The organism is Caenispirillum bisanense (assembly GCF_039523075.1).
GTDB lineage: Bacteria > Pseudomonadota > Alphaproteobacteria > Rhodospirillales > Rhodospirillaceae > Caenispirillum > Caenispirillum bisanense.
Map to the genome: position 1 here is coordinate 34890 of NZ_BAAAEP010000022.1, position 25538 is coordinate 60427.

The 25538-nt window shown below is 67.6% G+C and carries 21 protein-coding genes; 11 read left to right on the top strand and 10 right to left on the bottom strand.

The window, feature by feature from the left end:
- Nucleotide 1: 1 nt before the first annotated feature.
- From ABD056_RS11530 to ABD056_RS11545, 4 genes are all read left to right on the top strand, one after another.
- Nucleotides 2–1207, top strand: a complete 1206-nt coding sequence (locus tag ABD056_RS11530) for a glycosyltransferase family 4 protein (RefSeq protein ID WP_343866774.1) — start codon at nt 2–4, stop codon at nt 1205–1207.
- A 320-nt stretch (nt 1208–1527) separates the two neighbouring features.
- The gene (thrS, locus tag ABD056_RS11535; RefSeq protein WP_343866775.1) at nt 1528–3456 is read left to right on the top strand and encodes a threonine--tRNA ligase; all 1929 of its coding nucleotides are present in this window, start codon (nt 1528–1530) and stop codon (nt 3454–3456) included.
- A 172-nt stretch (nt 3457–3628) separates the two neighbouring features.
- The gene (gene infC, locus ABD056_RS11540; protein WP_343866776.1) at nt 3629–4150 is read left to right on the top strand and encodes a translation initiation factor IF-3; all 522 of its coding nucleotides are present in this window, start codon (nt 3629–3631) and stop codon (nt 4148–4150) included.
- Between the two features lie 124 nt (nt 4151–4274).
- The gene (locus tag ABD056_RS11545) at nt 4275–4664 is read left to right on the top strand and encodes a hypothetical protein (RefSeq protein ID WP_343866777.1); all 390 of its coding nucleotides are present in this window, start codon (nt 4275–4277) and stop codon (nt 4662–4664) included.
- Nucleotides 4665–4673: 9 nt separating this feature from the next.
- Here ABD056_RS11545 and ABD056_RS11550 read toward each other — a convergent pair whose 3' ends face one another.
- The 3 genes from ABD056_RS11550 to ABD056_RS11560 all read right to left on the bottom strand — a co-directional run bounded on the left by ABD056_RS11550 (nt 4674) and on the right by ABD056_RS11560 (nt 8669).
- Complete coding sequence (locus ABD056_RS11550; protein ID WP_343866779.1) at nt 4674–5639, bottom strand: diacylglycerol/lipid kinase family protein; 966 nt, start codon at nt 5637–5639, stop codon at nt 4674–4676.
- A 2-nt stretch (nt 5640–5641) separates the two neighbouring features.
- Nucleotides 5642–7528: an LTA synthase family protein gene (locus tag ABD056_RS11555; protein ID WP_343866781.1), complete on the bottom strand. Its 1887-nt coding sequence runs from the start codon at nt 7526–7528 to the stop codon at nt 5642–5644.
- 208 nt (nt 7529–7736) lie between these two features.
- A complete protein-coding gene (locus ABD056_RS11560) occupies nt 7737–8669 on the bottom strand; it encodes an L-lactate dehydrogenase (protein WP_343866783.1) in 933 nt (310 codons plus the stop codon).
- A 90-nt stretch (nt 8670–8759) separates the two neighbouring features.
- Here ABD056_RS11560 and ABD056_RS11565 point away from each other — a divergent pair, with 90 nt between their 5' ends.
- Nucleotides 8760–9215 (top strand): MmcB family DNA repair protein, encoded by a 456-nt coding sequence (locus ABD056_RS11565; protein WP_343866784.1) that lies wholly within the window; start codon nt 8760–8762, stop codon nt 9213–9215.
- An 80-nt stretch (nt 9216–9295) separates the two neighbouring features.
- Here ABD056_RS11565 and ABD056_RS11570 read toward each other — a convergent pair whose 3' ends face one another.
- The 5 genes from ABD056_RS11570 to ABD056_RS11590 all read right to left on the bottom strand — a co-directional run bounded on the left by ABD056_RS11570 (nt 9296) and on the right by ABD056_RS11590 (nt 13243).
- On the bottom strand, nt 9296–9730 hold the full coding sequence (locus tag ABD056_RS11570; RefSeq protein ID WP_343866786.1) for a hypothetical protein: 435 nt from the start codon (nt 9728–9730) through the stop codon (nt 9296–9298).
- Between the two features lie 224 nt (nt 9731–9954).
- Nucleotides 9955–11895: an acetate--CoA ligase gene (gene acs / locus ABD056_RS11575; protein WP_343866788.1), complete on the bottom strand. Its 1941-nt coding sequence runs from the start codon at nt 11893–11895 to the stop codon at nt 9955–9957.
- Between the two features lie 203 nt (nt 11896–12098).
- A complete protein-coding gene (locus tag ABD056_RS11580; protein ID WP_343866789.1) occupies nt 12099–12527 on the bottom strand; it encodes a Rieske (2Fe-2S) protein in 429 nt (142 codons plus the stop codon).
- On the bottom strand, nt 12524–12937 hold the full coding sequence (locus tag ABD056_RS11585) for an EVE domain-containing protein (RefSeq protein WP_343866791.1): 414 nt from the start codon (nt 12935–12937) through the stop codon (nt 12524–12526). Before ABD056_RS11585 ends, ABD056_RS11580 begins: the two co-directional genes overlap by 4 nt.
- 18 nt (nt 12938–12955) lie before the next feature.
- Nucleotides 12956–13243: a YciI family protein gene (locus ABD056_RS11590; protein WP_343866793.1), complete on the bottom strand. Its 288-nt coding sequence runs from the start codon at nt 13241–13243 to the stop codon at nt 12956–12958.
- A 201-nt stretch (nt 13244–13444) separates the two neighbouring features.
- On the opposite strand from ABD056_RS11590, the gene lhpI reads away from it, so the two are divergent.
- Together lhpI and ABD056_RS11600 are read left to right on the top strand one after the other, a co-directional pair.
- Nucleotides 13445–14368: a bifunctional Delta(1)-pyrroline-2-carboxylate/Delta(1)-piperideine-2-carboxylate reductase gene (gene lhpI, locus ABD056_RS11595; protein ID WP_343866794.1), complete on the top strand. Its 924-nt coding sequence runs from the start codon at nt 13445–13447 to the stop codon at nt 14366–14368.
- 161 nt (nt 14369–14529) lie between these two features.
- Nucleotides 14530–15264, top strand: coding sequence for a bactofilin family protein (locus tag ABD056_RS11600; protein ID WP_343866795.1), 735 nt, complete (start codon nt 14530–14532; stop codon nt 15262–15264).
- A 98-nt stretch (nt 15265–15362) separates the two neighbouring features.
- Here ABD056_RS11600 and ABD056_RS11605 read toward each other — a convergent pair whose 3' ends face one another.
- Nucleotides 15363–17417, bottom strand: a complete 2055-nt coding sequence (locus ABD056_RS11605; RefSeq protein WP_343866796.1) for a PLP-dependent aminotransferase family protein — start codon at nt 17415–17417, stop codon at nt 15363–15365.
- A gap of 16 nt (nt 17418–17433) precedes the next feature.
- Nucleotides 17434–18735, bottom strand: a complete 1302-nt coding sequence (locus ABD056_RS11610; protein WP_343866798.1) for a hypothetical protein — start codon at nt 18733–18735, stop codon at nt 17434–17436.
- 113 nt (nt 18736–18848) lie between these two features.
- On the opposite strand from ABD056_RS11610, the gene cbiB reads away from it, so the two are divergent.
- From cbiB to ABD056_RS11630, 4 genes are all read left to right on the top strand, one after another.
- Nucleotides 18849–19850 (top strand): adenosylcobinamide-phosphate synthase CbiB, encoded by a 1002-nt coding sequence (cbiB, locus tag ABD056_RS11615; protein ID WP_343866800.1) that lies wholly within the window; start codon nt 18849–18851, stop codon nt 19848–19850.
- A gap of 61 nt (nt 19851–19911) precedes the next feature.
- A complete protein-coding gene (locus ABD056_RS11620) occupies nt 19912–21999 on the top strand; it encodes a sulfotransferase (protein ID WP_343866802.1) in 2088 nt (695 codons plus the stop codon).
- 397 nt (nt 22000–22396) lie between these two features.
- Nucleotides 22397–24337, top strand: coding sequence for an asparagine synthase (glutamine-hydrolyzing) (gene asnB, locus ABD056_RS11625; protein ID WP_343866804.1), 1941 nt, complete (start codon nt 22397–22399; stop codon nt 24335–24337).
- 2 nt (nt 24338–24339) lie between these two features.
- Nucleotides 24340–25533, top strand: a complete 1194-nt coding sequence (locus ABD056_RS11630; protein ID WP_343866837.1) for a glycosyltransferase family 4 protein — start codon at nt 24340–24342, stop codon at nt 25531–25533.
- The last annotated feature ends 5 nt before the right edge of the window (nt 25534–25538 follow it).

Here is a 25538-nt window from a genome sequence, read left to right on the forward strand (position 1 = left end):
GGTGAACGCCGACAGTATCACCTCCGCCGCCCTCGACCAAACCGGCGACGCGCCCCCCACCATCCTGCAGGTCCTGCCCCGCCTCGATACCGGCGGGGTGGAGCGCGGCACGGTGGAAATCGCCGAAGGCATCGTGCAGGCCGGCGGCCGCGCCCTGGTCGCCAGCGAAGGCGGCCGCATGGTGCGCGAGCTGACCCGCGTCGGCGCCGAACACGTCACCCTGCCGCTGGCGTCGAAGAAGCCGTGGGTGATGCGGCGCAACGTCGATCGCCTGAAGGCGCTGATCACCGAACGCGACGTCAAGCTGGTGCATGCCCGCTCCCGCGCCCCGGCGTGGAGCGCCCGTGCCGCCGCCCGGGCGCTGGGTGTGCCCTTCGTCACCACCTTCCACGGCACCTACAACCTGGGTCCGTTTGGCCTCAAGCGGGCCTACAACGCCGTCATGGCCGACGGCGACCGGGTGATCGCCATTTCCGAGTTCATCCGCAACCACATCGCCCGCGTCTACGGCGTCAGCGGCGAGCGGGTGACGGTGATCCACCGCGGCGTCGACTTCAGCCGCTTCGACCCCGACCGCGTCAGCCAGGAACGCATGATCCAGCTGGTGCAGCGCTGGCGCCTGCCCGACGGCGTGCCGGTGATCGTGCTGCCCGGCCGCCTGACCCGCTGGAAGGGCCAGGAAGTGCTGATCCGGGCGCTGGCCAAGGTGCAGCACCGGCCGGTGCGGGCGCTGCTGGTGGGCTCCGACCAGGGCCGCACCGGCTACCGCGACGAGTTGCAGGCGCTGATCGAGCGGCTGGGCCTGACCGATACCGTGCATCTGGTCGGCGACTGCGACGACATGCCGGCGGCCTACAAGCTGGCCGACGTGGTGGTATCGGCCTCCACCGACCCGGAAGCCTTCGGCCGCGTGGTCGCCGAGGGCTCCGCCATGGGCCGGCCGGTGATCGCGCCCAACCACGGCGCGGCGCCGGAAATCGTCGCCCCCGGCGGCCAGACCGGCTGGCTGTTCTGGCCGGAAAGCGCCGACGACCTCGCCCGCGCCCTCGACGAAGCCCTGGCCCTGACGGCGGAACAGCGCGAGGCCCTGAAGGACCGCGCCATCGCCCGCGTGAAGGCGGAGTTCAGCAAGGAACGCATGGTCGACCGCACGCTGGCCGTCTACCAGGACCTGCTGGGTCTGGACTCGGCGGGCGGAAAGCCCTAGGTTTGGGGCGTTTCCTTCCTTCCGAACGGACAGAGCCTGCTCCCGTGCACCCCGTGGCCCCCCTGACGAGCGACCTTCGTCGCAGCCTTCGCGCCGGCATCCCCGGTGGCGGGGTGGCCACGCGAACTATGGGCACGGGTGTGGTTCGCGCCGCGTGAGCCTCTCCGCGGCCGGGGTTCGCCTCCCGCCCATCCGCCATACCTCCGGCGCCGCCTGCTGCGCCCGCCGCTGCCGTGCCCGTCGTGGACCGCAGGCGGCTTGATCAGTGGGCGATTCCCTGTAGATTTCGACCCTCCACCGAGGAAGAAGAGTTCATCGCCATGGTCGCCATCTCCCTGCCCGACGGCAGCGTCCGCAATTACGACGGCCCCGTCACGGCCCAGAAAGTCGCCGAGGACATCGGCCCCGGTCTCGCCAAGGCCGCGCTGGCCTGCAAGGTGGACGGCACCCTGTGGGATCTCGGCCGGCCCATCGACCGCGACGCCAGCCTCGCCATCATCACCGCCAAGGACCCCGAGGGGCTGGACCTCATCCGCCACGACGCCGCCCACGTCATGGCCGAGGCGGTGCAGGAACTCTACCCCGGCACCCAGGTGACCATCGGCCCGTCCATCGAGAACGGCTACTACTACGACTTCGCGCGCGACGAACCGTTCACGCCCGACGATCTGGCGAAGATCGAACAGCGCATGCTGGAGATCGTCGACCGCAACGAGGCGATCGTGCGCGAGGAGTGGGACCGCGACGAGGCCATCGCCTACTTCGAGAAGATCGGCGAGCAGTACAAGGCCGAGATCATCCGCGACCTGCCGGCCAGTGAGACCATCACCGTCTACCGCCAGGGCCAGTGGCTCGACCTCTGCCGCGGCCCGCACCTGCCGTCGACGGGCAAGCTGCCCAAGGCCTTCAAGGTCATGAAGCTGGCCGGCGCCTACTGGCGCGGCGACGCCCGCAACGAGATGCTCCAGCGCATCTACGGCACCGCCTGGGCGACCGAAAAGCAGCTCAAAGAGTATCTGACGATGCTCGAAGAGGCGGAAAAGCGCGACCACCGCCGCCTGGGCCGCGAGCTGAACCTGTTCCACATGCAGGAAGAGGCGCAAGGGTCGGTGTTCTGGCACCCCTACGGCTGGACGCTTTACCGCAAGCTGCAGCAGTACATGCGCGACCGCCTGGAAGTCGCCGGCTATGTGGAGGTCAACACTCCGCAACTGGTCGACCGCGTGCTGTGGGAGCGCTCCGGCCACTGGGAAAAGTTCCGCGAGAACATGTTCACGGCCCAGACGGAAGACGAGCGCACGCTCGCCATCAAGCCGATGAACTGCCCCTGCCACGTGCAGATCTTCAACCAGGGCATCAAGTCCTACCGCGACCTGCCGTTGCGCATGGCCGAGTTCGGCGCCTGCAGCCGCTACGAGCCGTCGGGCGCCCTGCACGGGCTGATGCGGGTGCGCGCCTTCACCCAGGACGACGCCCACATCTTCTGCACCGAAGACCAGATCACCAGCGAGACGCAGGACTTCTGCGCCCTGCTGCTGTCGGTCTACCAGGATCTCGGCTTCACCGAGGTGCGGGTGAAGTTCTCCGACCGCCCGGCGGTGCGCGCCGGCAGCGACGAGACCTGGGACAAGGCCGAATCGGCGCTGAAGGAAGCGACCGAGGCGGCCGGCCTGGAATGGACGCTCAACCCCGGCGAGGGCGCCTTCTACGGCCCGAAGCTGGAGTTCGTGCTGCGTGACGCCATCGGCCGCGACTGGCAGTGCGGCACCCTGCAGGTCGACTTCGTGCTGCCCGAGCGGCTGGGCGCGGAATACGTCGGCGAGGACGGTGCCCGTCACCGCCCGGTGATGCTCCACCGCGCCATCCTCGGCAGCTTCGAGCGCTTCATCGGCATCCTGATCGAGAACTACGCCGGCAAGTTCCCGCTGTGGCTGGCGCCGGTGCAGGCGGTGGTGACCACCATCACCCAGGATGGCGACGACTACGCCCGCACGGTGCTGGCGGCGCTGAAGGCGGCGGGTCTGCGGGCCGAGCTGGACCTGCGCAACGAGAAGATCAACTACAAGGTCCGCGAGCACAGCCTGCGCAAGGTGCCCTTCATCGTCGCCATCGGCAAGCGGGAGGCGGAGGAAGGCACCGTCGCCGTCCGCCGCCTGGGCGACAACAAGCAAGAAGTCCTTGCGCTGAAGGACTTCGTTGCTACACTGAAAACCGAATCGGCCATGCCCAGCCTGCGCGCTGCGGGGTGATCCGATACACCAGTCGCCGGGCACGCTCCCCGCGCTTCCTGCGGTCACCATCCGGGCCGGTAACGGCACCGCCGACGGAAGCGTCGGGAGGATGACGCAGGATGCGTTGCCGGGAGCGTGCCTTTTTCCTGTTTTCCTCAGATGAGGGAGGGTGTTCATAGCTAGACCACCGATGACGGCGCCGCCGTCCAAAGATGGACCGCGCGTCAACGATGCCATCAATGTGCAGCAGGTGCGCCTGATCGACCAGGACGGCGAGCAGGTTGGCGTCGTGCACATTCGCGAGGCGCTGGAGATGGCTGAAGAGGCCGGGCTCGACCTGGTCGAGATTTCTCCCAACGCCGAACCGCCGGTCTGCAAGATTCTCGACTACGGCAAGTTCAAGTTCGAGAGTCAGAAGAAGAAGGCGGAAGCGAAGAAGAAGCAGAAGATCGTCGAGATCAAGGAGGTCAAACTCCGCCCGAACATCGACGAGAACGATTACCAGGTGAAGATGCGCAACGTGAAGCGCTTCCTGGAATCCGGCGACAAGGTGAAGCTCACCCTGCGCTTCCGGGGCCGCGAAATGGCGCACCAGGACCTGGGCATGAAGGTTCTCGAACGTGTTCGCGACGACTTCACCGAGATGGCGAAGGTCGAGCAGCACCCCAAGCTGGAAGGCCGCCAGATGGTCATGGTGATGGCGCCGCGCTGAACCGCGTCGCCGCACCCGCCGGGAAGGACTGCACGATCATGCGCGTCTGTACCTGCGGCCCTGTCGCCCCCGCAACGGCCGCCCCCACCGGGGCGGCCGTTGGCGCATGCGCCGGGGACGTGCCATGAAGCCGCCCGCCTCATCCTCCGCCGGGGCGCCGGGCGACAAGGTCGATGCCGCCCTCACCGCCGCCATCCGCAACCTGGAAGCGGCGGTGCAGGAACAGGAACGGGCGGTCAACCGCATCCTCGGGCTGGTCGAACTGCTGATGGAGCGGCGGCCGGACCAGAGCACCCTGCTGCGGCTGGAAGGCATCATGGAAGCCTGCGCCTTCCAGGATCTCACCGGCCAGCGCATCCGCAAGGTCAACCGCTTCCTGCGCCACCTGGCCGCCAACAAGGGGCTGGTGCCGCAGGGCATGGACGGCGCCACGGCAGCGGAGGACGAGCAGGCCCTCAGCCGCGCCAAGGGCCTGTCGCAGGACGAGGTCGACCGGCTGCTGGGCAAGCGCTGAGGCGACGGCTCAGGCCGCTGCCACCGTCGGCGCCGGGCAGGGCGCCGTCACCGGCGCCGCCTGGGGGGAAATCACCGCCAGCGGCCGGGCCGCCATGGTGATGTGCAGGGGCAGGGCGGCCTCGGCATCGCCATCCACCTGAACCGGCACCGGTGCCGTCGCGGCGGGGGCGGTGATGGTCACCTCGCGCGCCTCAATCACCGTCACGTCGGACAGCGTCGCCACCCGTCCGCGCAGCAGGGCGAGGCCGTAGCGCGCCTGCGCCACCACGCCGCCGCCATGGAACAGGCACAGCTGCACCGACCCGGCCCCCAGCCGCGCCTCCGGCGCCGCCACATAGGGGCCGCCGTAGTGGCGGCCCTTGCAGGCGACCACCATGCGGGCGGTTAACTCGCGCCCGTCGGCCCGCACCGTCAGCGGCGGGAAGCGGTAGCGCAGCGTCTCGATCAGCGTCTGCAGCACATAGGCGCCCTTGCCCAGCAGCCGCTTCACCGGCCGTCGCACCCCATGCACCACCGCCGCATCGAAGCCCGCCCCGGCCATGAGCAGGAAGGCGCGGTCGTCGGCCACCGCCGGATGCACCGCCGCCTCGCCGCCGTCGGCGATGAGGGCGGCCAGGGCGTCGGGTGCGGCCGGCAGGCCCAGTTCGATGGCCAGCACGTTGGCGGTGCCGAGGGGGATCACCGCCAGCGGCGGCGGGTCGTCGGCGCGCAGCAGGCCGTTGGCGACCTCGTTGATGGTGCCGTCGCCGCCGGCGGCGCAGACCACGTCATGCCGCGCCCGCGAGGCGGCGGCGGCCAGGGTGGTGGCGTCGCCGGGGCCGGCGGTCGGCTGGATGTCCACCGTCACGCCGCGCCGGCGCAGGGCCTCCACCACCTCCGCCAGCACCGCCCGGCGGCGGCCCCCGGCGGTGGGGTTGTGGATGACCAGGGCGCGGCGGCGGCGCGGCGGGGGGAAGGCGGCGGGAGCGGCCATGGTCAGGTTCCCGGCGTCACGGCATCGGGCGCCAGCACCACTTCCTCGCCGTCGTCGCCGTCGACGTCCGGCGTGGCGCCGTCGCGCAGCACGAACTGGCGGCCGGCGAACAGGTCGGTGGAGATGGTGGCGACCGCCTCCAGCCACGACCGCGACGGGCCGCAGGCGGGGGCGTCGTCCTCGCCGTCGCGGCAGAGGATGGCGTCGCCGTCGTCGCTGACCACCAGATGCAGGCCCGGCAGCGGCCGCACGCCGACGCCGTCCGGCACCGCCGTCAGGTCCATGGGGGCGGGCGCCTGCAGCCCGGCCAGCCGGCGGATCTCGCTCGGCAGCTGGTAGAGGGGCAGGGTGCCGAGGTCGACCGGGCCGTTGCGGCCGTCGATGACGATCAGCGGCGTCGCCACCATGTCGCGGAACATGCGGGCGTCGAAGGTGCTGCGGTCGGCCGCCAGCACGCCGGAGCGGGCATAGGATTCGAAGTTGCCGCCCAGGAAGGGCAGGTGGTCGCCGAAGGCGACGACGATGCCGTCGGGGTCGCGCTCGCGCAGGCGGGCCAGGAAGTCCATGAACTCGGCGGTCTTGTAGTGGACGGTGTTGACGTAGCGCTCCAGGCGCTCGTCGTTGTCCACGCTGATGACGCGCGGCCGGCTGCCGTTCAGCGGGTAATCCAGGTGGCCGAAGAAGGTCAGCACGTAGTTGAAGGTGGGCGTGCCGGTTTCCAGCAGCGGGTCGAGCTTGTCCAGCACCTGGCGGTAGAGCGAGGCATCGCCCAGGAAGTCGCCGTTCATGTCGTCCAGGTCGAAGTCGCGCTCCGACCAGTAGACGTCGAAGCCGACGCGGTCGTAGGCGTTCACCCGGTTCCAGAACACCGCCACGTTGGGGTGGGAGGCGACGGTGGAATAGCCGGCGTCGGAGAACAGCCGCGGCAGGCAGGGGGCGGCGTTGCGCAGCCGGGCCTCGAAGAACACCGCGTCCTCCGACACCGGGAAGCCGCACAGGGCCTCGAACTCGGAATTGGCGGTGTAGCCGCCGAACACCGGCGCCAGGATGCGGCTATTGCCGCCGGCTTCCCACAGGGCGCGGAATTCCGGCACGAAGGGGTCCTGCGACAGGCCCGACGCGGTCAGCACCGACGGGTCCCAGAACGACTCCAGCACCACCACGTGAACGTTGCGGCCGGGCTTGGCGGCGGCGCCGTCGTCACGGCCGGCGTGGTGGGCGGACAGCGCCACTTCCTGCACCGACGGATGCAGCAGGTCGACGGCGGCCAGCACGTCGCCGCGGCCGGGGGCGCGTTCGCTGCGGCCGGCGTAGCGGGCGGTTTCCTGCACCAGATGCACCAGCGGGCCGCGGTTGAGGTAGTTGGCGCGCTGGTCCCACACGATGTTGCCGAAGGTGCTGTCCATGCGCGCGGCGACCGTGGTCGGCTCCACCGCCACCACGGCGGCGACGCCGGCCAGGGCGGTGGCGGCGACGCGGGCGCGGCGCGGCCGCAGGGTGAGGGCGCGGAAGGCGGCCACCGCCAGCAGCAGCAGGAAGCCCACCGCCAGCGCCAGCTGCCAGCGCTCCATGATCAGGAACAGCGACCGCAGGGCCAGGGCGTCGTCGGGCATGGCCGGGCCGCCGAGAATGAGGATCTTCAGCGCGTTGCCGACGTGCAGCAGGGTCATCAGCAGCAGCATGAGCGTCACGAAGGCGGTGCGCGTGCGCGACAGTTCCAGCACCGCCAGGCCGAGCAGCAGATGCAGCGCCAGGTCGGTGGGGATGGCATGGGTGCGCAGCGGCACCTTCAGCCAGTAGGCGCAGATCACCTGCAGCAGGCCGTAGACCACCGCCACGAACACCAGCGGCGGACCGTAGTGGGCAAGCAGGCCGCGAACTCGGTGCATCTTCTGTCGCTCCGATGAAGACCCACGCTTCCGTCGATGAAAGCGCGGCCTACTATGTGCGACAGAAAAGTGACAAGCTCAAGAAGAAGGTATGACGCTTTTGTGGCAGCTACGCCGGTCTGTCGGAGATGTGAAGACGGCAGCGGCGGCCAGGGGTCAGGATGGCAGGCGATGATGGCCGAACCGGGGCAAGGGCGCGGGTCGGCGGTCAGTACCCCACCTCGTCCGCCGCCGTCTTCAGCACCTGGGCGGACCGCCGCAGGGCGGCGCGTTCGTTGATGTCGAGGTCGGGCATGATGGTGCCCATCACGCCGCCGCGGCCGATGATGCGCGGCAGGCTGGCCGCCACCTGCGGCACCCCCTCGATGTCGTCGGTGAGGACCGAGACGGTCAGCACCGCGTGCTCGTCGCCGCCGATGGCCTGGCAGATGCGCATGAGGCCGCCGCCGATGCCGTACCAGGTGGCGCCCTTGCCCTCGATGATGTGATAGGCGGCGCGGCGCACCTTGTCGTCGATGTCGGCCCGGGCCGGACCGTCCAGCGGCCGCCCCAGCTGTTCCGCCAGTTCCACCACCCGCACCGTGCCGGCGATGGCCGACGACCAGCACAGCACCTCGGAATCGCCGTGCTCCCCCAGCACGTAGCCGTGGGTGGACTTGGACGAGATGCCCAGGTGCCCGGCCAGCAGGCCGCGGAAGCGGGCGGAATCGAGGATGGTGCCGGAGCCGATCACCCGGGCCGGCGGCAGCCCCGACAGGCGGGTGGCGATCTGGGTCATGACGTCCACCGGGTTGGTGGCGACCAGCAGGATGGCCTCCGGCGCCGCCTCCAGCACCTGCGGGATGATGGCGCCGAACACCTCGGCATTGCGGCCGAGCAGTTCAAGCCGCGTCTCGCCCGGCTTCTGGTTGGCGCCGGCGGCCAGGATGACCACCGCCGCCCCCTTCAGATCGGCATAGGCGCCGGCCCGCACCGTCACCGCATAGGCAAAGGGCGTGGCATGGCGGATGTCCTGCGCCTGCGCCTCCGCCAGCTTGGTGTTGAGGTCCACCAGCACCACCTCCGACGCCGCGCCGCGCATGACCAGCGCATAGGCGGCGGCCGAGCCGACCATGCCGCATCCCACCACACCCACCTTCATCGCCGCTACTCCTTCATTCGCCCGTGGCCGCAAGGCTGTTGCGTGGCCCAGGGTGAGCCGCTAGGCTGCTCCTGACCAGAGGAACAAGCCATGAACGACGGAAACCTCTCCCCCGCCGCCCGCGCCACCACCCGCGGCCTTTGCCGCCACCTCATCGACCGCGGCTATGCCCCGGTCACCGAGGTAACGCTCGCCACCGGCCGGCGGGTGGACGTGATGGCGCTCGCCCCCGACGGCAGCCTGCTGGTGGTGGAGGTGAAAAGCTGCGCCGCCGACTTCCGCGCCGACGGCAAGTGGGAGGAGTATCTGGAGTTCTGCGATGCCTTCAGCTTCGCGGTGCCGCCTGACTTCCCGCTCGACCTGCTGCCGGCGGCGGAAGGGCTGATCATCGCCGACGGCCACGAGGCGACGGTGCTGCGCCCGCCGGCCGGGCGCCCGCGCCTGCACGCCAGCCGGCGCAAGGCGGTGACCCAGTTGTTCGCCACCACTGCCGCCCTGCGCCTGCGCCTGCTCATCGACCCGCCGGTGACCTGCCGCTTCGGCTGAGCGGCGGACGGCGGGGCCAGACGAAAAACGGGAGCCACAGGGGCTCCCGTTCTCCGTGCCGAGGCAGGCTTACAGGAAAACTATCTAAAATAAGTTTCCCATGCGTTCTCGTACTGCGACAAGTTTTCGAGGGAATCTCGCGAGTTGTACACGGCGAAATTGCCGACGGTGATATGAGGTCTTTTGATCTTTTCAACTTCCGCAGCAGGAACAATCCAAGCCCGCGGGTTGGTATCAAGATCCTGGAAATTCTTGTACAAAAGGAAAACGAATATCAGATCGAATTGGTCGCAGAAGTCATCTGTTCCCACCACCCATTTACCAGCCGAGCCGCGCACGGCTTTTACGCTGACGGCCATGTTACGGCCGTTCTTCGTTCGGACAAGAATGTCTACGGCCTTTGCGTTTCCGACGGTAAGCGCGGGCAGGGTTCCCAGCCGGAACAACCGCTCCATGACAAAGAATTCGCCTGCCATCCCCGTTGCATGACCATCAGCCCGGTCCTTGCTTGCCATCACAGCTCCTTGTCCGCTTACACATCCTCTAGTAGCGCGAACTATGTAACAAGGCGGTGGTATTTTCCATTCAAAAATTGATGGATATAGCTGCGCCTGCTCATCGACCCGCCGGTGACCTGCCGCCTGGGCTGAGCGGCGGGGCGGGCGGGGGCGGGGCGGGGGCAACGAAAAACGGGAGCCGCAGGGGCTCCCGTTCTCCGTGCCGAGGCAGGCCGTGGGGCTTACTTGCCGCCGCGGTTCTCGATCAGGTCGTCGACCACGCTGGGGTCGGCGAGGGTCGAGGTATCGCCCAGGGCGCCGAAGTCGTTCTCGGCGATCTTGCGCAGGATGCGGCGCATGATCTTGCCCGAACGGGTCTTCGGCAGGCCCGGCGCCCACTGGATGACGTCGGGGCTGGCGATGGGGCCGATTTCGTCGCGCACCCACTTCACCAGTTCCTTGCGCAGCTCCTCGGTCGGCTCCTCGTCGGCCACCAGGGTCACGTAGGCATAGATGCCCTGGCCCTTGATGTCGTGCGGGTAGCCGACCACGGCCGCTTCCGCCACCTTGGGATGGGCAACCAGGGCCGATTCGATCTCGGCGGTGCCCATGCGGTGGCCGGAGACGTTGATGACGTCGTCGACGCGGCCGGTGATCCAGTAGTAGCCGTCCTCGTCGCGGCGGGCGCCGTCGCCGGTGAAGTAGTAGCCCTTGTAGGTGGTGAAGTAGGTCTGCACGAAGCGGTCGTGGTCACCGTAGACGGTGCGCATCTGGCCCGGCCAGCTCATGGCGATGCACAGGTTGCCTTCGGTGGCACCCGACAGCTCGTTGCCCTCGTTGTCCACCAGCACCGGGTAGACGCCGAAGAATGGGCGGGTGGCCGAACCCGGCTTCAGGGGCGTGGCGCCCGGCAGCGGGGTGATGAGGATGCCGCCGGTTTCCGTCTGCCACCAGGTGTCGACGATGGGGCAGCGCTTGTCGCCCACCACGTCGTGATACCACATCCAGGCTTCCGGGTTGATGGGCTCGCCCACCGAACCGAGGATGCGCAGCGACTTGCGGCTGGTCTTCTTCACCGGCTCGGTGCCTTCGCGCATCAGGGCGCGGATGGCGGTCGGGGCGGTGTAGAAGATGTTGACCTGGTGCTTGTCGATGACTTCCCAGAAGCGCGAGACGCTGGGGTAGTTGGGGATGCCCTCGAACATCAGCGACACGGCGCCGTTGGCCAGCGGGCCATAGACGATGTAGCTGTGGCCGGTGACCCAGCCCACGTCGGCGGTGCACCAGTAGATGTCGCCGTCCTTGTAGTCGAAGACGTACTGGTGCGTCATCGACGTATAGACCATGTAGCCGCCGGTGGTGTGCAGCACGCCCTTGGGCTTGCCGGTCGAGCCCGAGGTATAGAGGATGAACAGCGGATCTTCGGCGTTCATTTCCTCCGGCTGGCACTCGGCCGGCTCGTTGGCGACCACGTCGTGGTACCACACGTCGCGGCCGTCCTTCATGGCGATGGCGCCGCCGGTGCGCTTCACCACCACGCAGGTGGTGATGGACGGGCAGGTTTCCAGCGCCTTGTCGGCGTTGGCCTTCAGCGCCACCTTGCGGCCGCCGCGCAGGCCTTCGTCGGCGGTGATGACGACCTTGCACTCGCTGTCCTGGATGCGGTTGGACAGGCTGTCCGGCGAGAAGCCGCCGAAGACGATGGAGTGCACGGCGCCGATGCGGGCGCAGGCCAGCATGGCCACCGCAGCCTCGGGGATCATCGGCAGGTAGATGCAGACGCGATCGCCCTTCTGCACGCCCATCTTGCGCAGGGCGTTGCCGAACTTGCACACCCGTTCATACAGGTCGCGGTAGGTGATCTTGGCGTCTTCGGAGGGATCGTCGCCTTCCCAGATGATGGCGACCTGATCGCCGCGGGTCTCCAGGTGGCGGTCCAGGCAGTTGACGGCGGCGTTCAGGGTGCCGTCATGGTACCATTTGATATGCACATCGTGCGGATCGTAGGAGACGTCGCGCACCTTGGTGAACGGCTTGATCCAGTCGATACGCTTGCCCTGCTCGGCCCAGAAGGCGTCCGGGTTCTTGATCGACTGCTCGTACATCTCGCGGTACTTGGCGTCGTTCACCCAGGCCGACTTGGCGATTTCCTCCACGACCGGGAACACGTTGGCATCAGACATTCGTGGTCTCCTTGATGATCCGCGCGAGCCCTCTGGCCCTATCCTGGCGACCGGGCGCATCCCCACCCGGTCGGACGGTCTGGTGTTGGTTTCAGGAGACCCGAGCCGCGGCCTTGCCTCCCCGCAAAACCCGGCAATGGCTCCCTCCCGCCGCTTCTTCCGAGCGGTTCAGGCCGGCATCTTAGGCAAATCGGAGCCCCGTGTCACGGCTCCAACGCAACAATCTTGCGGTTTTTTACGGCTAAGCGAAAGGAGGTGAGGAATCGCCCGTCGCACGGCCCATGGATGCACAGGCCGTCCTCGATGCGGAAGCGGGCGCCGTGGGTGGCGCATTGCAAAACCTGCCCATCCGGGGAGAGAAACTTGTCCGGCCACAGGTTCAGCGGGATGGACAGATGCGGGCACCGGTTCACGTAACCGTACAGGTCGTCGCCGCGCCGGACCACCACGATTCCCAGCCGCACCCCGGCATCGTCGAGCACGAAACCGCGGGCGGCACCGTCGGGAACCGCGTCGACCGGACAAAGTTCCCAGCCGCCGTCGGCCAGCGGTGCGATGGGGGCGGGGTCGGCGGGCAGGAACGACCACGGATCGCCGCCGCCGCCGCTCCCGCCTGCGTCCCCGCCGCTCACGGCTCGACGCCGCCCAGGGAGCAGATCAGCGCCCAGGCCTCGGCATCCACCGGCATCACCGACAGGCGCGACTGCCGCACCAGGGCGAGGTGGTTGAGGCGTTCGTCGGCCTTCACCTGCTCCAGCGTCACCGGCGTCTGCAGCGGGTACAGCGCCTTGACGTCGACCATGCCGAAGCGGCCCGACTCGTCGGTGTGGTCCGGGTAGTATTCCTTCACCACCTCGCAGATGCCGACGATGCGCTTCTCGTTCACCGAGTGATAGAAGAAGCAGCGGTCGCCGATGCGCATGGCCTTCATGTTGTTGGCGGCCTGGTAGTTGCGCACGCCGTTCCAGTGCTCGGTGCCCTTCTTCACCTGGTCGTCCCACGACCACGTGCCGGGTTCGCTCTTGATGAGCCAGTAGTTCATGATGCGCGGCGCCCGTCCTCAGCCCACCGCCTGCGGCAGCAGCCACTTGAACGGCCGGATGGTCACCGACTCGAACAGCCCGGCCTTGGCGTAGGGGTCGTTGGCGCACCAGGCTTCGGCCTCGGCGCGGTCGGCGGCCTCCAGCACCAGCATGGAGCCGATCATGCGCTCGCCGTCGTCGGACAGCAGCGGGCCGCCCATCTTCAGGCCGGCGGTGGCCTTGGCGTACTCCAGGTGGGCGGGGCGATTGGCCTGGCGCACGGCGGCCGAATCGGGCTTGTCGAGACAGGTGATGGCGAACAGCACGGGGCGTTTCCTTTCAAGGGATTGGGCCTGCCGACAAAGGTAACCCCCGGCGCGCCGTCGCGCCAAGGGGGCACGCCGTGGGGCCATTTCCACCGCGCCGCCACGGCCGCTGCCGCCATGGCCTCGACAGGGCAGGGTGGCAGCGGCCATGCTGATGGTCCCCCTGTCCCTTTTCCCTTCCCCCAGGAGGAACCTGCCCCCATGCGTCTGTTCTCCGCCGCCGACGTGGCTGCCGCCCTTGATCCGCGTGCCCTGGTGGAGGCCCTGCGCGAGGGCTTCCGGGCCGGCGCCACCGTGCCCCTGCGCCATCACCACCCGCTGCCCGCGGCCGAAGCGGCGCGCGGCATGCTGCTGCTGATGCCGGCGTGGCGGGAAGGCGCCTACATGGGGGTGAAGATCGTCAGCGTGTTCGCCGACAATCCGGCCAGGGGGCTGGCCTCGGTGATGGGTGTCTACTACCTGTGCGAGGCCGATACCGGCCGGCCGCTGGCGGTGCTGGACGGCGGCGAGCTGACCCGCCGGCGCACCGCCGCCGCCTCTGCGCTGGCCGCCGACTATCTGGCGCGGCCCGATGCGAAGACGCTGCTGGTGGTGGGGGCGGGGGCGCTGGCGCCCTATTTCATCGCCGCCCATCGCGCCGTGCGCCCCTATGCCCGCACCCTGCTCTACGCCCGCGACCCCGCCAAGGCCGAGGCGGTGGCGGCCGGGCTCGACGGCGTCGAGGTGGCGACCGACCTGCGGGCGGCGGTGGAGCAGGCGGACGTGATTTCCTGCGTCACCACCTCCAGCACGCCGGTGGTGCCGGGGGCGTGGCTGCGCCCCGGCCAGCACCTGGACATGGCCGGCGGCTTCACGCCGCAGATGCGCGAGACCGACGACGACGGCGTCACCCGCGCCAGCATCTTCATCGACACCGACGGCGCCCTGAAGGAAGCCGGCGACCTCACCCAGCCGCTGGCGGCCGGGGTGATCACCGCCGATGCGGTGCGCGGCGACCTGTTCCGGCTCACCCGTGGCGAGGTGCCCGGCCGCACCGCCGCCGACGAGATCACCCTGTTCAAGAGCGTCGGCACGGCGCTGGAAGACCTGGTGGCGGCCGCCGTCGCCTTCGAGGCCGGCCGCTGACGCAGCGTGCGGCAGGCGCCGTCTCATCGCGCAAAAAGTGAAGGAAACCGCCGAGTCGCATCGATCTTTCGGGGGGCGCTTTGCCCCGTCCTTGTCACAGAATCCAGGGGCTTTCGCGGCTACTCTAGGGGCGCTCTGAACCACGGAAGGAGGCCTCCCGCATGCGGTCCTTGATAGCGCGCAGGGAACATACCGAACCCGCCGCCGGCACCGACGAGTCGCGTCAGGCGACATCGCCGGGCGCCGCCGCCCCCGGCTACGGCCGCCCCGGTGCGCCCGCCAACCCGGCCGCCGCACCCTCGCCCGCCGGTGCCGCCGCGCCCGCCCAGCCGGCGGCGCCCGGGCCGACCGTCGGCGGACGGCCGGTGGAAGGCACGGCGCGGCCGTCGTGGCTGCAGCCGGAAGGCGGCGGCCAGGAGGAACGCCGCACCACCGAAAGCACCCTCATCGTCGGCCCCAACATCAAGCTCAAGGGCGAGATTGCCGCCTGCGACACGCTGGTGGTCGAAGGCACCATCGAAGCGGCGATGGACAGCCACCACATCGCCATCGCCAAGGGCGGCGTCTTCAGCGGCAAGGTCACGGTCGACACTGCCGAAGTGGCCGGCGCCTTCGACGGCGACCTGACGGTGCGCGACCGCCTGCTGGTGCGCTCGTCCGGCTCCATCTCCGGCACGGTGCGCTACGGCGCGCTGGAGGTCGAGCACGGCGGCCGCCTGTCGGGCAGCCTGGAACTGCTGTCGGAAGCGGAAAAGCGCAACGCCTCCGCCCTGTCCTCCGCCGCGGCGGGGGGATCGTCGGCGCAGGGATCGGGCTACCGCCCCGGCGGCGACACCAAGACGGCCCGCCCCGACGACGGCACCACCACCCCACCCCACGCCGCCCAGCCGGCCTGACGTTGCACTGACCTGACTCGCCGCCCCAGGGAAGGCGTCGGGAGAGAGAAAGAGAAGAGAGAGACCCGGAGGGCGGACCGTGAAAACACGGCCGCCCTTCATTGTCCCTTGACCTTCTTCTTTTTCTTTATCGCCCGCTTGAAGTCTTCGTCGTCGCTCTCATCGATATATGCGTCCTCGTCTTCTTCCTCTTCTTCATTGTCGCTGTCCTGTTCTTCGTCCTCCTCATCCTCCCAGTCGGCGTAGCTGTCGCGGAGTGTTTTTCTTTTTCTCTTTCCATCGACGGTCATTGAGTTTTTACTTAATTGTTGTGCCTCGCGCTTCATGGAGCGCTTTTCGAAGGCCTTTTCTTCCTTGATCTCCGGCTCCCCCATCTTCTCGTCATCGACGTAGACATGGTTTTTTCCGGCATCCTCGCTGTAGGCCTTCACGATCTCCCATACCTTTTCCCGGACCGCGGGGATGTTTTTCATCTCAGCCATCACCTGCTTGCACAGGTCGGGATAGGCGTTGTCGAGGAAGTGCAGGATTTCGTCGATGGCCTGCGTGCGGAAGGCAACGTCCAGTCCTTTCTGTCGATAGCGGTCGTCGTTGCCGATGATGGCGGCGGAGTCGACCAGTTTCAGCAGCGTCTTGAGGATGGAGTCGGCGTCGTGATTTCCCAGATCGCCGCGAATGCCTTCCAGTTCTTTTTTGACGTTCTGTTCGTTGTGGTTGTTGGCCACGCCGGCGTAGTTCACCGCCGTCGGGCGATTGTCCACCATGGCGAGGTACAACTCGCCCGCCTCGGCAATCTCGGCCGGTGAGGCTTTGTCGCCTTTGTTCTTCTCCAGCCGGTCGACCAGTGTCTTCACCGCCGTGTGCGCGGTCTCAAGGGCGGTCAGGCGCTCGATATAGGGGGCGAAGGTGCTCGACCCGCTCTTCGGGATGGACTCGTGCTTGAGGAAGGCATACTTGTCGGGGTGGAACAGGGCCATGGCTTTGGTCAGGTTGGCCGCGACCTCGCCTTTGGTCACTCCCTTCGTGCGCCCGGTCACCGCGCCGGTGGCGGCGGTCTGCATCAGCAGCATGGAGGCGGTGTGATCGCCCATGGAGGAGCCGTCCTTGACGGAGTCGGGCCGCCCGTCGAACTCGATCTCTTCGTTGGCGTTGAGGGTGGCGGCAAAGGCGGGCGGCTGCGGCCGCGGCTTGTCCTTGGCACCGTTGCCGTCGCAGAGGGCCTCGGCGGTTTCTGTCACGTCGTCCACCGCCTCGCCGATGGCGGTCTTGTAGGCTTTCACCACATCGCCCTTACTGAGGCGGTCGCGGCTGAGTGCCAGGGTGAGGTTCACGCGGACCCGAGTGGTGGAGAACAGCCCCGGAAAGGCCTGAGCCACCGACATCAGGAAGGTGGCCCGCTGCGACGCGATTTCCTCGGCTTCCAGGCCGGCCGCCACTTCAGAGTCGGCGTCGTACAGCTTCAGCAGCTGCGTCACCGCCTCGGTTATGTCATCCTTGTTGAACTTGTCCTTCGTGAGGGCCCGCTGCTCCAGGCCCCGCAGCTTGCCCAGGGACTTGGCTTCCGCCTTGCCATGGGTGTTCTTGGCCGAGGCATTGTCGGTGCCGCTGTCGACGCCGGTGTTGAGCGATGCGCCGGGCAGGGAGTCGCGCACCTCCAGGTACAGCGTGGACAGCTCGCCGAGTGACAGCGCCTTGGACTCCGGGCTGGTGGGACCGGACAGGGCCATGACCGTCCTCTTCACCTTCTCCATCTTCTCCGGCACGCCGGCCTTGAAAGCGGGGTATTTCAGCAGCGTCTTGAACAGGAGTGCGACGCCCACGCGGGCCTTATCCTCCGTCCGGCCGATGGAGGCGGAGATGATGGCTTCGCGGGTGACGCAGTAGGCCGTGGTGTGCTGGCCTTGGCTGCCGCCGTGCTTCGGCCGCGGCCGGCCGGCCACGCGCACGTTGGTGATCAGACCGTGCTCGTCCGTCTCCGGCCTGACGCCGACGGTGGCGGTGGCCGGGTCGGAGAAGTCGTGCCATTCATAGCCGACTTTCTTCAGTCTTTCCTGCCTCGGCTGACTCACCTGCAAATCCAGTTTCGCCTGAATCTTCTGTGTCTTTTCTTTCTGCTTTTCCGTCTGTTTTTTCTTCTTGCTATCGCTCTTCATTCCATGCCTCCTGCCGTCAGCCGATGCGATCGCGCAGGGCGCGCAGGCCCTTCGACAGGGTGTCGCGCAGCTTCACCGACGCCCCGTAGGGGTTGTTGTCGTAGTCTTCCAGGATGCTGCCGCTCTGCAGCAGTTCCTCGTATGCCGCAATGGCCTTCAGCAGCGCCGCCCGGGCCGGGGCGCCGCCGCCGGCGCGATAGTCGAGCAGGGCCGCCACCATGGCGATGCTGCGGCGGCCAGTGAGGTCGACGAAGCCGACCTCGGCCACTTCGTCCAGTTCCGGGTCGTCGAAGCTGCGCATGGCGTGGCGCAGGATGGCGATCTGGTCGTCGAGCGCCGCCCGCGTCTCCCGCCACAGCGGCAGCAGGTCGGTCGGCTGCCCGGCGTACTGCAGGTCGTCCTGCAGCGGGATGAGGATGTCGGCGGCGTCCTCGTGGCGGCCCTCCTTCGCCAGCAGGTCGGCCCGTTGCAGGGCGGCCGACAGCCGCTTACGCTCCGGCGCGGCGATGACGGCCAGCTTCTCGCGGCCGAGCGCCGTCACCGCGGCGCGGGCCGTACTGACGTCCTCCTTTGCGGCCGTCTCGACTTCCTCGTCCTCGCTCTCTTCCGTTTCCTGCAAGGCGTCGTCGAGGTGCTGTTGCAGGGTCTGCAGCAGGCTGATCGCCTCCGCCAGGCGCCCCTGGTCGCGAGCGGTGTCGGCGGTCTTCAGCACCGCCGACAGTTCGGAGGCCGTGCTCTTGCTCAGGCGGGCGCGGTTCTCCTTGCCGAAGGCGACGATTTCCGCCCGCAGGCCGGCGAAAAGCCCCTCCAGCCGCCGGTCTTCGCCCGTATCCTTGTCCTCCTCCGCCTCCTCCGGCGGTGGGGTGTCGTCGCTGTCGTCCTCGCCGGCCTCGTCTTCCTCCTCCGGCAGGTCTTCCTCGGCCAGCTGGCCGTCGGGGTCGATGACGCGGATGGCGAAGCGCAGCTTGGCCTGCTTCAGGAGCAGCCGCACCCGCCGGGCAAGGCCGGCCAGCGGCGTCAGCTCGCAGTGCAGGGTGAGGATCTTGCCTTCCGTCGTCAGGGTGCCGAACAGGATCTTCGGGCTAGTGCCGCGTTCCTTCGCGACCCGGGCGAGCGACTTGGGCGACTTGATCTTGTGCAGGACCAGCACGTCCTCGGGCACCTTCTTGCCCAGGCAGAACCCGAAGTTCACCGGCTGGCGGCGCGAGATCGGGATCAGCAGGCGGCAGGACTTGATGTCGTCTTCGGTGAGAATGGCTCGTCTCCCCCAATGCGGCCGGCCGGCGGGCAGGTGCGGCAGGTTCGAAATATTCGCCATGATTGCGAGCCGAATCAAGCTCAGGTTGCGAGGGGCCGCACCTTTCACCTCCGCCCCGGCGCCGCATCTGCGGGCTTGCGCCGGCCGGGGCGCCGCCGCATGCTGCGCCGGCCATGCCGACCCTGCCGCTCGCCTTCCACCCCGGGGGGATGTTCGACCCCTTCCTGCTGCTGCTGACCGCCCTGGTGCTCGACGCCTGCCTGGGGGAGATGCCGCTGCTGTTCCGCCATGTGCCCCACCCGGTGGTAGTCATCGGCCGCGCCATCGCCTGGCTGGAGCGCCGCCTCAACCGGCCGCAGCGCAGCGATGCCGCCCGCCGGGCGCGCGGCGTGCTGGTGCTGGTGGCGCTGGTCGCCGCCGCCGTGGCGGTGGGGGCGGCGGTGCAGGCGGTGGCGGCGTGGCTGCCCTATGGCTGGGTGGTGGAACTGTTCCTGCTGGTCACCCTGGTGGCCCAGCGCAGCCTGTATGACCACGTGGCGGCGGTGGCGCGCGGGCTGGAGCAGGGCGGCCTCGCCGGCGGGCGGGAGGCGGTGGCGATGATCGTCGGCCGCGACCCCCACAGCCTGGACAGCCACGGCGTTTCCCGCGCTGCCGTCGAATCCTGTGCCGAGAACTTCTCCGACGGCATCGTCGCGCCGGTGTTCTGGTACGTGCTGTTCGGCCTGCCGGGCATGCTGGCCTACAAGACCGTCAACACCCTCGACAGCATGATCGGCCATCGGTCGGAGCGGTACCGCGCCTTCGGCTGGGCCTCAGCGCGGTTCGACGACCTGCTCAACCTGGTGCCGGCGCGGCTGTCGGGCCTGCTGATCGCCGTCGTGGCGCCGCTGGCCGGCGGCCGGCCGGGGCGGGCGCTGGTGTGCATGCTGCGCGATGCCCGCCGCCACCGCAGCCCCAACGCCGGCTGGCCCGAGGCGGCCATGGCCGGTGCGCTGGGCCTGAAGCTGGCGGGGCCGCGGGTCTATCCCGGCCACACCGTCGACGACCCGTGGATCGGCGCCGGCCGCGCCGAGGCCGGGGCGGCCGACATCCGCCGCGCGCTGCGGGTGATGGCGGCGGCCTGCGGTCTGCAGGCGGTGCTGGTGGCGCTGCTGTGGCTCACACTCGGGCGCTGAGGGGCTTGTCGGGCTTCCGCCACACCGGCTAGAGTGCGCGCGTTCAGGAGGATCGCGTCGCATGGTTCAGAAGATCGCCCCGTCGGCAGCCGACATCTTCGCCCAGGCCCTGGTCCATCACCGGGCCGGACGGCTGGGGCCGGCCGAGCATCTGTACCGCCAGGCGCTGACCCTGCAGCCACGCAACACCCAGGCGTTGTCGGGCCTTGGCCTCATTGCCGCCCAGACCGGCCACCTGCAGCCGGCCCGCGACCTCCTGAGTCAGGCGCTGGCGACGGCGCCGCGCGACCCTGACTGCCTCGTCAACCTGGCCAAGGTGGACATCAACCTGGGTGACATTGCCGGTGCCGCCGAACTGCTGGGCAGGGCGGTGGCAGCCCGCAAACGCGACGCGGTGGCGTGGAACCTGCTTGGCTGGTGCCGCCAGCGGCTGGGGCGGCTGGATGAGGCGCTTGTGGCCTTCCGCACAGCAGTGCGCCATAACCCGGACTTCGGCGAGGCCCTTAACAATCTCGGCACCGCCCTTATGCTGCGGGGGGAGACTGCGGAAGCAGTGAAAATCCTGCGCAAGTGCATAGTCATCGCCCCTACGGCGGCTCAGCCCTACATGAACCTTGGCATCCTGCTCGGCAGTGAAGGTCGCAGCGAAGAGGCCTTGGCGTTCGCCCGCAAAGCGGTGGAGTTGGCTCCGAAGGCGGCCGACGCTCATTTCAACCTCGCAAAGCTGCTGCACCAACTGGACCAGCTGGAGGAAGCGGAGACTGAATATCGCGCTGCCATAGCCCTGCAGCCGGGGAATCCGCATTTCCTGAACAACCTGGCGCTCATGCTCGACGGCCTGCTGAAGACCGATGAGGCGTTGGCCATGGCTGAGCGCGCCGCTGCCGCCGCCACGGGGGTGGGGGAGATCCACGAAAACCTGATCCGTGCCTACATCGGTTGCGGTCGCTTTGCCGATGCACGGGAGCGGCTGGAAGAGTACCTGAGCCGCGTGCCTGACCACTCCGGGATGCGGCTGCTGTCGGCCGACATTCTGGTGCGCGAGGGACGCTTCGAAGATGCCAAGGCCGTATACCTCCAGCTGCTTGATGAAGATCCCGACAATGCACGCGCTCTGCGCGGTTATGCGCGGTCCCGCAAGATTCGTGTCGATGATCCGCTGTTTCACCGCATGCGCACGGTGGCCGAAACGGCCGCGGAGTCCAGCACGGGATTCGACGATGATCGTGTCGACCTGTTCTTCGCCCTCGGCAAGGCGCACGATGACATCGGCCAGCCGGACCTCGCTTTCCCATACTACGCCCGCGCCAATGCCCTGAAGAACGCCGTTTGCCGTTACGATCCGCCGGCGTGGGAAGACCATGTGGCGGCAGTGATCGAGACGTTCTCCCCGGCCTTCTTTGCCGAACGTTCCGGATGGGGTAGCCATTCGGAGAGGCCGGTGATGATACTGGGCATGCCGCGTTCGGGCACCACGTTGGTGGAGCAGATCGTTTCGAGCCATCCGGACGTGGCGGCCGGAGACGAGTTGCCGGACTTCAATCTGATTGAGCGCATGTTCAAGCGCCGGTACGGTTATCCCCAGCAATTGCGGGAGGTTCCGGCGGCGGAGTTGACCCAGTACGTCGACCTCTACCTCGACCATCTGACGCGCATCGACGCGACGGCGGCGCGAGTGACCGATAAGCTGCCCGGCAACTCGACCCGCCTCGGGCTTATCGCCCTGCTGTTTCCCAAGGCCCGCGTGCTGCACTGCCGCCGTAACCCGGTGGACACCTGCCTGTCCATCTTCTTCCAGAATTTCGGCGGCCACCATGACTATGGATACGACCTGCGCCACATCGGCCACTTCTACCGCCACTACGAGCAGTTGATGGAGCATTGGAAGAGGGTTGTGCCGACACCCATTCTCGACGTCGTTTACGAGGACGTGGTTGCCGACTACGAGACCCAGAGCCGCCGCATGATCGAACACGTCGGCCTGCCGTGGCACCAGGCCATGGCGCGGCATACAGAGAACAAGCGTACAGTCTCCACCGCCAGTGTCTGGCAGGTGCGCCAGCCCATTTACAAGGGCTCGGTGGAACGTTGGCGTAAGTATGAAGCCCACATTGGCCCGCTGCTTGAGGTCCTGGGCGTTCAGGCCTGACGGAGAGGCAGGCTGCCTGAAGAGGTCGAGGCGGTGGCCCCGGTTGTGCAGGGCAATGGCCTGCTTCCAGCCAGTCCGACGCCAGGTGTCCGCGGCCGGTATCCGCTGGATGCACGCGCCCGGCAGGGAGAGTCTCGCCTTCTCTTTCCCGTGACTGCATTGCCGCAGTGCTTGTTCGGCTGCCCGACGGCTTTTCGACGTCGCCACGAGAGAGGTTTGCCCGGCCCACCTCCCTGCCGCCGCCGGTATGGCGCGGCTGTTAGCCGCCGGTCGTGCGCAACGCTGTGCGGCTGCCGGGCGCGAAGGGCGGCTGGGGCCAGATCCGGGCATGAGGGGTTGCTGAAACTCCTAAAAAGTGATGTTTTGCCCATCTGGAAAAAAGGGAGTTGTTCTAGGTATGTGCGGCATCGCCGGCCTTCTCACTGCGTCGAGTGCAGAGCAGTCAGCCGCTCTTCTTGCACGCGTGGAGGCCATGGGCCGCTGCCTTGCCCATCGCGGCCCGGATAGTGGTGATGCATGGATAGATGCTGCGGGTGGTATCGCCCTGGCGCATCGCCGCCTCGCCATTGTTGACCTGTCCCCCACCGGCCATCAGCCCATGGTGTCGGCCGACGGTCGCTTCGTGGTCTCTTACAACGGTGAAATTTACAATGCAGCAGAGCTGCGGGCCGAACTGGAGGCCGCCGGCGCCGGCCCTTTTCGAGGACATTCCGACACCGAGGTCCTTGTGCAGGGGTGCAGCTTTTGGGGTGTCGAAGGGACCGCCAGACGCCTGATCGGAATGTTTGCCTTTGCGGCATGGGACCGACGCGAGCGCCAGCTGTCCCTGGTGCGCGATCGCCTTGGTATAAAGCCGCTTTATTGGGGCAAGTTCGGCAGTGTACTGCTGTTTGGGTCGGAACTGAAGGCACTGCGGGCCGCAGGTGGCTGGGCTCCCGAATTAGACCGTGAGAGTGTCACCGCCTACCTGCGGCTCGCCTATGTGCTGGCGCCGCGGACGATCTACAAGAGTGTATACAAGTTGCTGCCGGGCCATATCTTGACGGTTGCTCCGGGAGGAGAGCCCCGAATTGCCGCGTTCTGGTCGCTGGCGCAGGTGGTGGCCAAGGGCAAGCAGGAGCCCCTGAACGATCTCTCCGATTCTGAAGCGATTGCACATCTGGAAGAACTTCTGTCGGATGCCGTGCGGCGCAGGCTGGTTGCAGATGTCCCGGTGGGCGCCTTTCTTTCCGGGGGCGTGGACAGTTCCACCGTCGCCGCCCTAATGCAGCGCGTCTCTGACCGCCCGGTACACACCTTCACTATTGGCTTTGAAAACGCTGCCTATGATGAAGCTCCGTACGCCAGGGCAGTGGCGGAGCACCTGGGGACAGATCATACCGAAGTGTACGTTTCTTCGGAGCGGGCACGATCAATCATCCCCGAGCTTCCACGCTATTACGACGAGCCATTTGCCGACGTCAGTCAGATTCCGACCATGCTGGTCTCTGGCGTTGCCCGGGAGAAGGTAGCTGTAGCTCTCTCCGGTGATGGAGGTGACGAGCTTTTCGCCGGCTATACGCGGTATGCATTCGCTTCCCGCCTGTGGTCGCGCCTGTCGTGGATGCCCCGACCTGTTCGCAGCCGGCTCGCAGAAGCGTTGCAGGCAGTTCCTCCTGGAGCCTTGCAGGCCTTATTCGCGTGTCTGCCGACAAGTATCCGTCCGTTCGCTGCGGGAGACCGCCTGCACAAACTCGCCCGAGTGCTCGACCTGCCCGATGTGGACGCGTTGTATCGGGCGCTGGTGAGTCAATGGCAGAATCCGGCGGCGCTAACGAGCGTGAATGAACCCCCCGGTCCGTTGGACGATCCGGTAGCTGTCGGTGCGCCCGTAGATCGGGTGGAGAGGATGCAGTTCCTCGACATGCTCACCTACCTGCCAGACGATGTCCTCACGAAAGTCGACCGTGCCAGCATGGCAGTCGGCCTGGAAGCCCGCGTGCCGATCCTTGACCATCGGGTGGTGGAACTTGCATGGCGCCTGCCGGCCCGTTTCAAGCTGCGGAATGGCAATGGAAAGTGGCTTCTGCGTCAGGTCCTCTACCGCCACGTCCCGAAGAGCCTGATCGAGCGGCCGAAACAAGGTTTTGCCGTGCCCCTTGAGGACTGGTTGAGGGGGCCCCTCAGGGAGTGGGCGGAGGACCTCCTTGATCCGGCTCTGCTGGCCGCGGATGGTCTGATCGATCCAGGGCCCGTGCGGATGGCATGGACTGAACACCTGTCCGGCCGGCGCAACAATCAATACCGTCTATGGGTTGTGCTTATGCTGCAGGCCTGGCGGAGGGAGGCAGGTTTGTGACGATGCCTCCAGCCTCATCGAGCCGGAATCACGGGCGGCGATTGAAAGGAAGCCCTTCCGCGCCGCGTCGGCTGCTGTTCCTCGTCACCGAGGATTGGTATTTCTGGTCCCATAGGGTTGGCTTGGCGCGGGCAGCCCGTGACGCGGGCTGGGAAGTCCATGTCGCCACGCGGGTGGGGGAGCACGGCGACCGCATCCGCGCCGAAGGATTCACTCTGCACCCCCTGAATTGGAGGCGCAGCGGTAAAAATCCCCTCAGAGAACTTGCCGCCATCGCCGACATATACCGTCTGTACCGGGACGTTGCCCCTCATATGGTGCATCAGGTGGCCATGAAGCCCGTGCTTTATGGATCAATCGCCGGCCGTCTGGCTGGAGTGCCGGCCATAGTGAATGCCATGGCCGGTATGGGCAGCATATTTTCCGCGCGCCGGCTCTCAACGCGATTGCTTCGCCCGTTCATCGTCGCGGCTTTCCGCTTCCTGCTCGACCGGCCTAACCAATGGCTGGTGGTGCAGAACGAGGACGATGCTGCCCTTTTCCGCGACCGTCGATTGGTTCCGGTCAGCCACATTCGCCTTATCCCGGGCTCCGGCGTCTGTGCAGAAACCTTTCAGCCCACACCGCCCCCTCCTGAGCCACCGGTAGTCGCCACCGTGGTCGCGCGCCTTCTGTGGGACAAAGGCATCGGGGAAACGGTGGAGGCCGCTCGCCTGTTGAGGGCGGAGAAGGTGCCGGTACGTGTCCGGCTGGTGGGCGCTCCCGATCCAGAGAACCCCAACAGCATCCCGCCTGAGGTCATTGCCGCATGGAAGGCGGAGGGGATTGTTGAAGTCATGGGGCCGCGACGGGACATACCGAAGGTCTGGGCCGAGAGTCATATTGCTGTGCTGGCCAGCTACCGAGAGGGTTTGCCCCGCAGCCTGCTTGAAGCCGCCGCCTGCGGGCGCCCGCTGGTGACGACGGATGCGCCCGGTTGTCGGGAGCTGGTGTCCGATGAAGGCATTGGATTGCGTGTGCCGGCTGGTAATGCACCCGCGCTCGCTGATGCGATCAGGCTCCTGGTCCACGATCCGGACCGCCGTAGAAAAATGGGGGATGAGGCACGCCGCCGCATCGAGACGGTCTACGGTGACGGCCCGATCTTCGCGGCTTTCCTTCGGCTCTACGAGGAAGTGGCTCCCGGGTCCGCTTAAGGACT